7 protein-coding genes are annotated in these 12993 nt (G+C 67.8%); all 7 read left to right on the top strand.

All coding sequences use genetic code 11. The features are described from left to right. Positions 1–477: 477 nt before the first annotated feature. Positions 478–3909: a DNA-directed RNA polymerase subunit beta gene (rpoB, locus tag IW249_RS05740; protein WP_196919813.1), complete on the top strand. Its 3432-nt coding sequence runs from the start codon at positions 478–480 to the stop codon at positions 3907–3909. 80 nt (positions 3910–3989) lie between these two features. After that, on the top strand, positions 3990–7877 hold the full coding sequence (locus IW249_RS05735; RefSeq protein ID WP_196919812.1) for a DNA-directed RNA polymerase subunit beta': 3888 nt from the start codon (positions 3990–3992) through the stop codon (positions 7875–7877). Between the two features lie 94 nt (positions 7878–7971). Continuing rightward, the gene (locus IW249_RS05730; RefSeq protein WP_196919811.1) at positions 7972–8340 is read left to right on the top strand and encodes a hypothetical protein; all 369 of its coding nucleotides are present in this window, start codon (positions 7972–7974) and stop codon (positions 8338–8340) included. 664 nt (positions 8341–9004) lie between these two features. After that, positions 9005–9385 (top strand): hypothetical protein, encoded by a 381-nt coding sequence (locus IW249_RS05725; protein WP_196924645.1) that lies wholly within the window; start codon positions 9005–9007, stop codon positions 9383–9385. Positions 9386–9894: 509 nt separating this feature from the next. Continuing rightward, positions 9895–10269, top strand: coding sequence for a 30S ribosomal protein S12 (rpsL, locus tag IW249_RS05720; protein WP_007465318.1), 375 nt, complete (start codon positions 9895–9897; stop codon positions 10267–10269). A gap of 1 nt (position 10270) precedes the next feature. Next, positions 10271–10741, top strand: a complete 471-nt coding sequence (gene rpsG, locus IW249_RS05715) for a 30S ribosomal protein S7 (protein WP_007465317.1) — start codon at positions 10271–10273, stop codon at positions 10739–10741. A gap of 74 nt (positions 10742–10815) precedes the next feature. Continuing rightward, a complete protein-coding gene (fusA, locus tag IW249_RS05710) occupies positions 10816–12912 on the top strand; it encodes an elongation factor G (protein WP_196919810.1) in 2097 nt (698 codons plus the stop codon). The last annotated feature ends 81 nt before the right edge of the window (positions 12913–12993 follow it).

Raw genomic sequence — 12993 nt, 5'->3', positions numbered from 1 at the left:
ATTGGTGGAGCCGGCTCCGATCGGCTCTGAGCTGGGCTCCGACCAGCGGCTGGGTGGGCCGGAACGAGGGCGGCGGGTCGCTCTCCAGAGGGAAACACGCAGCAAGGGCAATACCGGCCCTTGACGCGGCCCGGGGCTGCCAGGCACGCTGACACCAGCAAGACACCGCGCTTGCGACGGCCACGACGTGGGTATGACAGCGGCGGCACCATCGGCCGCGGTAACCCGAGCGGCCCAGTGGGGAGTTGCGTTCTGAGCGGCCCGGCAGACCCCGGTTGACGGGGGCCGCGGCGCGCTCCGCAAACAACCTGCGGGGTGGGCTGGACAGCGGTTAGCCTCTCGGCTACACTGCTAGTTTGCGCTGCCTTCCGACTTGACCCCTGCTCGGAAATGTCCGTTTACGGATATTTCTGGTGGGGTCATTGGAGTGCACGCGTACCAGCCGTTCTGCAGCACCGGTCCTCGGAAGGACGCATCTTGGCAGCTTCCCGCCCTGCGAAGACCAGTCGTACGTCGAGCGCATTCGCTCCCCGCCGAGTTTCATTCGGCAGGATCACCGAACACCTCGAGGTCCCCAACCTCCTTGCCATTCAGAACGAGTCCTTCGACTGGCTCGTCGGCAACGAGGCTTGGCAGGGCCGGTCGGCGGACGACCCGCACGCACGCTCGGGTCTCGCGGAGATCCTTGAAGAGATCAGTCCCATTGAGGACTTCTCCGGCACCATGTCGCTCTCCTTCTCAGCGCCGCGCTTCGACGAGGTCAAGGCCTCGATCGAGGAGTGCAAGGAGAAGGACCTGACCTACTGCGCTCCGCTCTTCGTGACCGCGGAGTTCACCAACAACACCACTGGCGAGATCAAGAGCCAGACGGTGTTCATGGGTGACTTCCCGATGATGACGCCCAAGGGCACCTTCGTCATCAACGGCACCGAGCGTGTCGTGGTCAGCCAGCTCGTCCGGTCTCCGGGCGTGTACTTCGACAAGCAGCCGGACAAGACCTCCGACCGCGACCTCTCCAGCGTCAAGGTCATCCCGAGTCGGGGTGCCTGGCTGGAGTTCGACATCGACAAGCGCGACACGGTCGGCGTACGCATCGACCGTAAGCGTCGGCAGGCCGTCACCGTCCTGCTCAAGGCCATCGGATGGTCGGCCGAGCGGATCCGTGAGAAGTTCGGCTGGTCCGAGCTGATGATGACCACGCTCGAGAAGGACCACATCGCCGGCGCCGACGAGGCACTGCTCGACATCTACCGCAAGCTGCGCCCTGGCGAGCCGCCGACGCGCGAGAACGCCCAGACCCTGCTCGACAACCTCTTCTTCAACCCGAAGAGGTACGACGTCGCCAAGGTCGGGCGCTACAAGTTCAACAAGAAGCTCGAAGTCGACGTGCCGATCACCACCGGCACGCTGACCGAGGACGACATCGTCGCCACCGTGGAGTACCTGTGCCGGCTGCACGCCGGTGAGGACGGCTACGAGGCCGACGACATCGACCACTTCGGTAACCGGCGTCTCCGTACCGTGGGCGAGCTGATCCAGAACCAGGTTCGGGTCGGTCTGTCCCGGATGGAGCGGGTCGTCCGCGAGCGGATGACCACGCAGGACGTCGAGGCGATCACCCCGCAGACCCTGATCAACATCCGCCCGGTGGTGGCGGCGATCAAGGAGTTCTTCGGGACGTCCCAGCTGTCCCAGTTCATGGACCAGACCAACCCGCTGGCGGGTCTTACCCACCGGCGTCGGCTGAGCGCGCTCGGCCCGGGTGGTCTGTCCCGGGAGCGGGCCGGCTTCGAGGTCCGCGACGTGCACCCGTCCCACTACGGCCGGATGTGCCCGATCGAGACGCCGGAAGGCCCGAACATCGGCCTGATCGGCGCGCTGTCCACCTTCGCCCGGGTCAACCCGTTCGGCTTCATCGAGACGCCGTACCGGAAGGTCGTCGAGGGTCGGGTCACCGACCAGATCGACTACCTGACCGCGGACGAGGAGGACCGGTTCGTCAAGGCCCAGGCCAACGCGCGCCTGAAGGCTGACGGCACGTTCGCCGAGGACCGGGTGCTCTGCCGTCGTAAGGGCGGCGAGACCGAGGACGTCGTCCCCGGTGCCGTCGACTACATGGACGTCTCGCCCCGGCAGATGACCTCGGTCGCGACCGCCATGATCCCGTTCCTCGAGCACGACGACGCCAACCGGGCACTGATGGGCGCGAACATGCAGCGCCAGGCGGTGCCGCTGGTCAAGGCCGAGGCGCCGCTCGTGGGTACGGGCATGGAGTACCGGGCCGCTGTCGACGCTGGCGACGTGGTTGTCGCCGAGGTCGGCGGTGTGATCGAGGATCTCTGCGCCGACTACGTCACCATCCACCAGGATGACGGCCACCGCCGGACGTACCTGCTGCACAAGTTCCGCCGCTCCAACGCCGGCTCCTGCGTCAACCAGAAGCCGGTGGTCTTCGAGGGCGACCGCGTCGAGGCCGGTCAGGTCATCGCCGACGGTCCGTGCACCGACGAGGGCGAGATGGCGCTCGGACGCAACCTGCTGGTGGCGTTCATGTGCTGGGAGGGCCACAACTACGAGGACGCGATCATCCTGTCGCAGCGCCTCGTGCAGCAGGACGTGCTCACCTCGATCCACATCGAGGAGCACGAGGTCGACGCCCGGGACACCAAGCTCGGCCCGGAGGAGATCACCCGCGACATCCCGAACGTCAGCGAGGAAATGCTCGCTGACCTCGACGAGCGCGGCATCATCCGGATCGGCGCCGAGGTCGTCCCCGGTGACATCCTGGTCGGCAAGGTCACGCCCAAGGGCGAGACCGAGCTGACCCCGGAGGAGCGGCTGCTCCGCGCGATCTTCGGTGAGAAGGCGCGTGAGGTTCGGGACACCTCGCTGAAGGTGCCGCACGGCGAGACCGGCACGGTCATCGGTGTGCGCACGTTCTCCCGCGAGGACGGCGACGAGTTGCCGCCGGGTGTCAACGAGCTGGTCCGGGTCTACGTCGCCCAGAAGCGCAAGATCCAGGACGGCGACAAGCTCGCCGGCCGGCACGGCAACAAGGGTGTCATCTCGAAGATCCTGCCGATCGAGGACATGCCGTTCCTCGAGGACGGCACCCCGGTCGACATCGTGCTCAACCCGCTCGGTGTGCCGAGCCGGATGAACATCGGCCAGGTGCTGGAGACCCACCTCGGTTGGGTCGCCAAGACCGGTTGGAAGGTCGAGGGTGACGACGCCGACTGGAAGCGCCAGCTCCGTTCGATCGATGCGCACGAGTCCGAGGGCGACACCAACGTGGCCACCCCGGTCTTCGACGGTGCCCGCGAGGAGGAGATCTCCGGTCTGCTCGAGTCGACCCTGCCCAACCGGGACGGCAAGCAGCTGATCGGGCGTACCGGCAAGGCGCAGCTGTTCGACGGTCGTTCCGGCGAGCCGCTGCCGGACCCGATCGCGGTCGGCTACGTCTACATCCTGAAGCTCAACCACCTGGTCGACGACAAGATCCACGCTCGTTCGACCGGCCCGTACTCGATGATCACGCAGCAGCCGCTGGGTGGTAAGGCGCAGTTCGGTGGTCAGCGTTTCGGTGAGATGGAGTGCTGGGCGATGCAGGCGTACGGCGCTGCCTACGCCCTGCAGGAGCTGCTCACGATCAAGTCCGACGACGTGCTCGGCCGAGTGAAGGTCTACGAGGCCATCGTCAAGGGCGAGAACATCCCGGAGCCGGGCATCCCGGAGTCGTTCAAGGTGCTGCTCAAGGAGCTGCAGTCGCTGTGCCTCAACGTTGAGGTGCTCTCCAGCGACGGTGTGGCCCTGGAAATGCGCGAGACCGACGACGAGGTGTTCCGGGCCGCTGAGGAGCTGGGCATCGACCTGTCCCGGCGCGAGCCGAGCTCGGTCGAAGAGGTCTGAGGTGAGCGGTCGGGGGCCGGCTCGCCGGCCCCCGACCCCACCCGAGAATTAGCAGTACAGACGACGACATAGGGGACATAGTGCTCGACGTCAACTTCTTCGACGAGCTGCGCATTGGTCTCGCCACCGCCGACGACATCCGTCAGTGGTCGCACGGCGAGGTCAAGAAGCCTGAGACGATCAACTACCGCACCCTGAAGCCGGAAAAGGACGGGCTCTTCTGCGAGAAGATCTTCGGTCCGCAGCGGGACTGGGAGTGCTACTGCGGTAAGTACAAGCGCGTTCGGTTCAAGGGCATCATCTGTGAGCGCTGCGGCGTCGAGGTGACTCGCTCCAAGGTCCGTCGTGAGCGGATGGGGCACATCGAGCTCGCCGCTCCGGTGACCCACATCTGGTACTTCAAGGGCGTTCCGAGCCGGCTGGGCTACCTGCTGGACCTCGCCCCCAAGGACCTCGAAAAGATCATCTACTTCGCCTCGTACGTCGTGACGAGCGTTGACGCGGAGTCGCGTCACCGTGACCTCTCGACGATCGAGAACGAGATCCTGGCCGAGAAGCGGCAGTCCGAGAACAGCCGCGACTCGGAGATCGAGAAGCGGGCCGCCAAGCTCGAGGCCGACCTGGCCGAGCTGGAGGCCGAGGGTGCCAAGGCGGACGTCCGGCGCAAGGTCAAGGAGGGCGGAGAGCGCGAGATGCGCCAGATCCGCGACCGGGCCCAGCGCGAGATCGACCGCCTGGACGAGGTGCTGGACACCTTCCGCAAGCTGGAGCCGAAGCAGCTGGTCACCGACGAGCTGCTCTACCGCGAGCTGCGCGACCGGTTCGGTGAGTACTTCACCGGTTCCATGGGCGCCGAGGCGATCAAGGCGCTGGTCCAGAACATGGACCTCGACGCCGAGGCCGAGAGCCTGCGGGAGACCATCCGGTCCGGCAAGGGCCAGCGGAAGATCCGGGCGCTGAAGCGACTCAAGGTCGTCGCGGCGTTCCTGAACACCCGCAACTCGCCGCTCGGCATGGTGCTGGACTGCGTCCCGGTCATCCCGCCGGACCTGCGCCCGATGGTGCAGCTCGACGGTGGCCGCTTCGCGACCTCGGACCTGAACGACCTGTACCGCCGCGTGATCAACCGGAACAACCGCCTCAAGCGGCTGATCGACCTCGGCGCGCCCGAGATCATCGTCAACAACGAGAAGCGGATGCTCCAGGAGGCCGTCGACGCGCTGTTCGACAACGGCCGTCGCGGCCGGCCGGTCACCGGTCCGGGTAACCGCCCGCTCAAGTCGCTGTCCGACATGCTCAAGGGCAAGCAGGGCCGGTTCCGCCAGAACCTGCTGGGCAAGCGCGTCGACTACTCCGGCCGTTCGGTCATCGTGGTCGGCCCGAAGCTCAAGCTGCACCAGTGCGGTCTGCCCAAGCAGATGGCGCTGGAGCTGTTCAAGCCGTTCGTGATGAAGCGGCTGGTCGACCTCAACCACGCACAGAACATCAAGTCCGCCAAGCGGATGGTCGAGCGTCAGCGCCCGGTCGTGTGGGACGTGCTGGAAGAGGTCATCGGCGAGCACCCGGTGCTGCTCAACCGGGCACCGACCCTGCACCGCCTGGGCATCCAGGCCTTCGAGCCGCAGCTGGTCGAGGGCAAGGCGATCCAGATCCACCCGCTGGTCTGCACCGCGTTCAACGCCGACTTCGACGGTGACCAGATGGCGGTGCACGTGCCGCTGTCCGCCGAGGCTCAGGCCGAGGCGCGGATCCTGATGCTGTCGTCGAACAACATCCTCAAGCCGGCCGACGGTAAGCCGGTCACCATGCCCACCCAGGACATGGTCATCGGTCTGTACCACCTCACCCACCTCACCGCCGGTGAGAAGGGCGAGGGCCGGGCGTTCAGCTCGGACGCCGAGGCGCGGATGGCCTTCGACAACGGCGAGCTGCACCTGCAGGCGCCGGTGAAGATCCGCCTGCGTGGCGTGGTCGGTGTCGACAACGGCAACGGCTCCGAGGCGTGGGCCGCCCCGGAGGGCTGGGTCGAGGGTGACCCGCTGACCGTGGAGACCACGCTGGGTCGCGTGCTGTTCAACGAGACGCTGCCGCAGGGCTACCGCTTCGTGAACTACGAGATCCGCAAGGGTCAGCTCTCCGCGATCGTCAACGACCTCGCCGAGCGCTTCCCCAAGGTGGCGCTGGCCGCCACCCTGGACGGGCTCAAGGAGGCCGGTTTCCACTGGGCCACCTGGTCCGGCGTGACGATCGGCATGGAGGACGTCATCGCGCCGCCGCGCAAGGCGGAGATCCTGGCGCGGTACGAGAAGGACGCCGACCAGATCGACAAGCAGTACCAGCGTGGTCTGATGACCGCCGAGGAGCGTCGCGGCGAGCTCATCGAGATCTGGACCAAGGCGACCAACGAGGTCGCCAAGGAGATGGACACCGCGCTTCCGCAGGAGAACCCACTGTGGAAGATGATCAACTCGGGTGCTCGCGGTAACCTGCTGCAGCTCCGGCAGATCGCGGCGATCCGTGGTCTGGTGGCCAACCCCAAGGGCGAGATCATCCCGCGGCCGATCAAGGCCAGCTACCGGGAGGGTCTGTCCGTGCTGGAGTACTTCATCTCCACGCACGGTGCCCGTAAGGGTCTCGCCGACACCGCGCTGCGGACCGCTGACTCGGGTTACCTGACCCGTCGTCTGGTGGACGTCTCGCAGGACGTCATCATCCGCGAAGAGGACTGCGGCACCGACCGGGCGATCCCGATGCAGATCGGCGAGAAGCTCGACGGCAAGCTCGTCGTCCACACCCACGCCGAGACCAGCGTGCACGCCCGTACCCTCGCCGACGACATCAAGGGGCCGGACGGCACCGTGGTCGCCGAGCGCGGTCAGGACATCAACTCCATCGGGGTCGACAAGATCGTCGCCGCTGGTGTGGAGACGGTCCGGGTTCGCAGCGTGCTCACCTGCGAGTCGAAGCTGGGTGTCTGCGCGGCCTGCTACGGCCGGTCGCTGCCGACCGGTAAGTCGGTCGACATCGGCGAGGCGGTCGGCATCATCGCCGCCCAGTCCATCGGTGAGCCCGGTACGCAGCTGACGATGCGTACCTTCCACACCGGTGGTGTCGCGGGTGAGGACATCACCCAGGGTCTGCCGCGTGTTCAGGAAATCTTCGAGGCTCGGGTCCCGAAGGGTAAGGCGCCCATCGCCGACACCCCGGGTCGGATCCGGATCGAGGACGGCGAGCGCTCGCGCAAGATCATCGTGGTGCCGGACGACGGCAGCGAAGAGATCGTCTACGACAAGATCTCGAAGCGGGTCAAGCTCCGTACCCACGACGGCGGTCACGTCGCTGTCGGCGAGAAGCTGACCGAGGGCACCATCGACCCGCACGAGCTGCTGCGGATCATGGGTCCGCGGGCGGTCCAGGTCCACCTGACCAGTGAGGTCCAGGAGGTCTACCGCTCGCAGGGTGTGCTCATCCACGACAAGCACATCGAGATCATCATCCGCCAGATGCTCAAGCGGGTGACGGTCATCGACTCCGGCTCGACCGAGTTCCTGCCGGGTGTGCTCGTCGACCGGGCGCTGTTCGAGTCGGAGAACCGCCGGCTCGTCTCGGAGGGCGGCGAGCCCGCCGCCGGTCGTCCGGTGCTGATGGGTATCACCAAGGCCTCGCTGGCCACCGACTCCTGGCTCTCGGCGGCCTCCTTCCAGGAGACCACCCGGGTGCTGACCGACGCTGCGATCAACTCGCGCAGCGACTCGCTGGTCGGCCTCAAGGAGAACGTGATCATCGGAAAGCTCATCCCGGCGGGTACCGGCATCAGCAAGTACCGCAACGTCCGGGTCGAGCCGACCGAGGAGGCCAAGGCCAAGGTCTACTCGATGACCGGTTACCCGGAGACCGACTACGGGTTCGGGCCGGCCAGCGGGCAGGCAGTGCCCCTGGACGACTTCGACTTCGGGTCGTACCGCTAAGCACCAGTCACACGACGAGGCCCCCGGTGAAAGCCGGGGGCCTCGTCGTGTCCGTGCCCACCCACCCTCGGGCCGGGTTCGGCATGATGGGGGGATGACGACCGCACCCGGGCAGGTGTCCCTCGCCCAACCGGGCCTGCGCCACCCGCTGGACCCGGACCCGGCCCGCGCCACGAAGGCACGGGCGGTCTTCGCGCTGGGCCTGCTCGGCATGCTGACCGGGCTGTTCATCGGTGGCGTGGTGCCGGCGACGGTGGCCCTGCAACTGGCCCGCCAGGCACGCCGCGAGGCGTACGCCTCGGGGGGTTTCCTGACCGGCAGCGTCTGGCTGCGGCGGGGGGAGTGGATGGCCTGGACCGGCCTGGTGCTTGTCGCGGTCAGCCTGGTGGCCGCTGTGGTCATCGGGGTGGTCCGGTTGGCCGGCGCCCCGTTCGGTCACGACTACCCGGCGAACATGGACTGAGCCGCCGGCGCCCGCGCCCGGCGCGGGCGCCGGCGCCTGCGGCGGTAGCCTGGCCGATGTCCGCCGTGTGGCGGTGGCGGCCTTTCGACTGGAGGACCTCGTGACGGAACCGGCGCGGCCCCCTGCGGACGAACCGGCCGGCGTGCCGGACCCGCCGGTTCCTCCGTCCGAGCCGAGTGACTGGGCGCGACCCGGCCCGGGTGACGAACCACAGCCACCGGTGTCCACCCCGAGCCCGCCGCCGCACTCCGGCTGGGGTACGAGCACGGCACCCGACTCCGCGCAGCCGTACCCGGTCTCCAGCGCGCCGGCCTCGATGCCGCCGCAGGGCTGGGGTCCGCCCCCGTCGGGGCCGGGTGTGCCGCCCCCGGGCTGGGGTCCGCCCTCGTCCGGGCCCGGCATGCCGCCGCCCGGCTGGGGTCCACCCCCATCTGGGCCCGGTGTGCCGCCCGGCTGGGGCCCGCCGGCAGTTGGGCCGGGTGTGCCGTACGGGTGGGGTCCGCCGCCGTCCGGGCCTGGAGCGCATCCCGGGTGGGGTCCGCCGCCGTCCGGGCTCGGGGCGCCGCCCGGCTGGGGTCCGCCGGGGCACGGCCCCGGGTGGGGTGGCATGCACGAGCGTTCGGTGCCGCCGCCCACCGACGACCAACGCCGACCGCCGAAGCGGGTGGAGACGGTCTCCGGTACGCCGTTCGGCGTCGTGCACCTGGACGTGGCGCCGGTCACCTCCGGGTTGGCCATCGGGGCGCTGGTGGCGGGGGTCGCGTCGGTCCTGGTCTCGCTGCTGGTGATCTGTTTCGGAGTGGCCTTCAAGAACGACGGCGGGGCGTGGGCCTCCGGAGCGTTCGCCGCGCTGGGTGTGCTGGCCGGCGGCGCGGCGGTCGTCGTCGGGCTGCTCGGCCGGCGGCAGATCCGCCGGCCAGCCGCGCCCTCCGCGGTCCAATTCACCGGGCGCGGGCTGGCGATGGCCGGGATCAGCTGCGGCGCGGTGGGGGCACTGCTCAGCCTGCTGGGCCTGGGCCTGGCCCTGCTTCTCGCCCTGACCTGAGGGTGACCACCGACAGTTCCGGCACCTGACGGGGCTTTCCCGCGGAAGGGTTCGGTCCCTCCGGGGGCGATGGGTGCTTCTGCGGGGAAGCCGGTACACTTGTATTCGTAGGTGCCCATCGCGGGCGACGGGGCAGGACGAGATCCGGCCGGCGGGTTGTGAGACGGTCGCCGGGCCATTCCGTTTTGACCTGGGCGGTTGTGGTAGGTACTCTTTCCCCTTGTGCCCGGGCATGCCCGGGCAACTCGTGCGTGCGCTGTTTCCGGCTTACGGGCGGCGGCACGACAAGTCAAGGATCCGGGGCGGGGCGACCCGCGCGCCGGTGACACAAACCCGGTACGCACGCGAGAGCGTCGCAACGGGGCCGTGACGAGGGCGACACGCCCGACCGCGGGTGCCGGGGTCTCCGCAAGGCGACCCTGGTCGGAATGTAGGAGAGCCGGTCATCAGGCCGGTTAACGAGCAGACGGCGCGGTCGCTAACGCGGCCGAAGGGAGCGGAGAAACCCGGTGCCCACGATCCAGCAGCTGGTCCGAAAGGGCCGCCAGGCGAAGACGACCAAGACCAAGACCCCGGCGCTGAAGGGTTCTCCTCAGCGGCGCGGCGTGTGCACCCGCGTGTACACCACCACCCCTAAGAAGCCGAACTCGGCGCTGCGCAAGGTCGCTCGCGTGAAGCTCAGCAGCCAGATCGAGGTGACCGCCTACATCCCCGGCGTCGGTCACAACCTGCAGGAGCACTCGATCGTGCTCGTTCGCGGTGGCCGGGTGAAGGACCTCCCCGGCGTGCGTTACAAGATCGTTCGCGGCTCGCTGGACACCCAGGGTGTCCGTAACCGCAAGCAGGCGCGCAGCCGTTACGGCGCGAAGAAGGAGAAGAGCTGACATGCCGCGTAAGGGACCCGCTCCGCGGCGGCCACTGGTCGCTGACCCGGTGTACAACTCGCCGCTGGTCACCCAGCTGGTGAACAAGATCCTGCTCCGCGGCAAGCGTCAGCTCGCCGAGTCGATCGTGTACGCGGCCCTCGAGGGCTGCCGCGAGAAGTCCGGCACCGACCCGGTCGTCACCCTCAAGCGGGCGATGGACAACGTCAAGCCGACCCTCGAGGTGCGTAGCCGTCGTGTCGGTGGCGCCACCTACCAGGTTCCGGTCGAGGTCCGCCCGACCCGGGCGACCACCCTGGGCCTGCGCTGGCTGGTCACGTACTCCCGCGCCCGTCGCGAGAAGACCATGGTCGAGCGGCTGATGAACGAGCTGCTGGACGCGAGCAACGGCCTCGGTGCCGCCGTCAAGCGGCGCGAGGACACGCACAAGATGGCCGAGTCGAACAAGGCCTTCGCGCACTACCGCTGGTAACACCCTGGTTCCGGCGCCTCCGGGCGCCGGAACCGCCACCAGTTGAGTCGAGACGACGATAAGTAGGGATTGAAGTGGCCGCCGCAGACGCGCTCGCCAAGGTACGCAACATCGGCATCATGGCGCACATCGATGCTGGTAAGACCACGACCACCGAGCGAATCCTGTTCTACACCGGCATCACGTACAAGATCGGTGAGGTCCACGAGGGCGCTGCCGTCATGGACTGGATGGAGCAGGAGCAGGAGCGTGGTATCACCATCACCTCCGCTGCTACCAAGTGTGAGTGGAAAGACCACACGATCCAGATCATCGACACGCCTGGTCACGTCGACTTCACGGTCGAGGTCGAGCGGTCGCTGCGGGTCCTGGATGGTGCGGTCGCGGTTTACGACGGTGTCGCCGGCGTGGAGCCGCAGACGGAGAACGTCTGGCGGCAGGCCGACAAGTACAACGTCCCGCGCATGTGCTTCGTCAACAAGCTCGACCGGACCGGCGCCGACTTCTTCCGCTGCGTGCAGATGATGATCGACCGGCTGAACGCCACCCCGCTGGTGCTCCAGATCCCGATCGGGCTCGAGGGCGACCACATCGGTGTCGTCGACCTGATCGGCATGCGCGCCCTCACCTGGCGCGGGGAGACCCAGAAGGGTGAGGACTACGCGGTCGAGGAGATCCCGGCCGACCTGGCCGACTCCGCTGCCGAGTGGCGCGAGAAGCTGATGGAGACCCTCGCCGACGTCGACGACTCGGTGATGGAGAAGTACCTGGAAGGCGAAGAGGTCTCCGTCGAGGAGATCAAGGCCGCCATCCGGCGTGCCACCATCGCCGGCAAGGCCAACCCGGTGCTGTGCGGCTCGGCGTTCAAGAACAAGGGCGTCCAGCCCATGCTCGACGCCGTTGTCGACTTCCTGCCGTCGCCGCTGGACGTTCCGGCGATCGAGGGTACGGCCACCGACGGCGAGACCCCGCTGCTGCGTAAGCCGTCCAACTCGGAGCCCTTCTCCGGCCTGGCCTTCAAGATCCAGACCGACAAGCACCTGGGCAAGCTCACCTACGTGCGGGTCTACTCCGGCACGCTCGATTCCGGTTCTCAGGTGGTCAACTCCACCAAGGACCGCAAGGAGCGGATCGGCAAGATCTACCAGATGCACGCCAACAAGCGGGAAGAGCGTCCGTCGGCGCAGGCCGGCGACATCATCGCCGTGCAGGGTCTCAAGCAGACCACCACCGGCGACACTCTCTCCGACCCGGCGAACCCGGTCATCCTGGAGTCGATGACGTTCCCGGAGCCGGTCATCTCGGTGGCGATCGAGCCGAAGACCAAGTCCGACCAGGAGAAGCTGGGTACTGCCATCCAGCGCCTGGCCGAGGAGGACCCGACCTTCCGCGTCCAGCTGGACGAGGAGACCGGTCAGACGGTCATCTCCGGCATGGGTGAGCTGCACCTGGACATCCTGGTCGACCGGATGCGCCGCGAGTTCAACGTCGAGGCCAACGTCGGCAAGCCGCAGGTGGCGTACCGCGAGACCATCCGCCGCAAGGTGGACAAGGTCGAGTACACCCACAAGAAGCAGACCGGTGGTTCCGGCCAGTACGCCCGCGTGATCGTGAGCGTCGAGCCGCTTCCGCTGGACAACGACTCGCCGACCTACGAGTTCGCCAACGCCGTCAGCGGCGGCCGCATCCCCCGGGAGTTCATCCCCTCGGTGGACGCCGGTGCGCAGGACGCGCTGCAGTACGGCATCCTGGCGGGCTTCCCGCTGGTCGGCGTCAAGCTGACCCTGCTGGACGGCCAGTACCACGAGGTCGACTCGTCGGAAATGGCATTCAAGATCGCCGGCTCGATGGTGATGAAGGACGCGGCCCGCAAGGCCGACCCTGCGTTGCTCGAGCCGATGATGGCCGTTGAAGTCACCACTCCTGAGGAGAACATGGGTGACGTCATCGGTGACCTCAACTCCCGCCGCGGCATCATCCAGGCGATGGAGGAGCGCAGCGGCGCCCGCATCGTCCGGGCCCTGGTGCCGTTGTCGGAGATGTTCGGCTACGTCGGCGACCTGCGGTCGAAGACCCAGGGCCGGGCTAGCTACAGCATGCAGTTCGACTCCTACGCCGAGGTTCCGCAGAGCGTCGCGAAGGAGATCATCGCCAAGGCAACGGGCGAGTAAAGCCCTGAGCTGGTGATTCGTGGTTGGTCGCGGGAGGGTTCACCCGCCCGCGGCCACCACGATCGGATCGCGTGAGACCGG

The sequence above is a fragment of the Micromonospora vinacea genome (genome assembly GCF_015751785.1).
In the GTDB taxonomy this organism is placed as follows: Bacteria; Actinomycetota; Actinomycetes; order Mycobacteriales; family Micromonosporaceae; genus Micromonospora; species Micromonospora vinacea.
This window is presented reverse-complemented; position numbering and strand designations above follow the sequence as displayed.

Coding starts and splice junctions, on each gene's coding strand:
- IW249_RS05730 (WP_196919811.1), top strand. CDS start 7,972: ATGACGACCGCACCCGGGCAGGTGTCCCTCGCCCAACCGGGCCTGCGC.
- rpsG (WP_007465317.1), top strand. CDS start 10,271: ATGCCGCGTAAGGGACCCGCTCCGCGGCGGCCACTGGTCGCTGACCCG.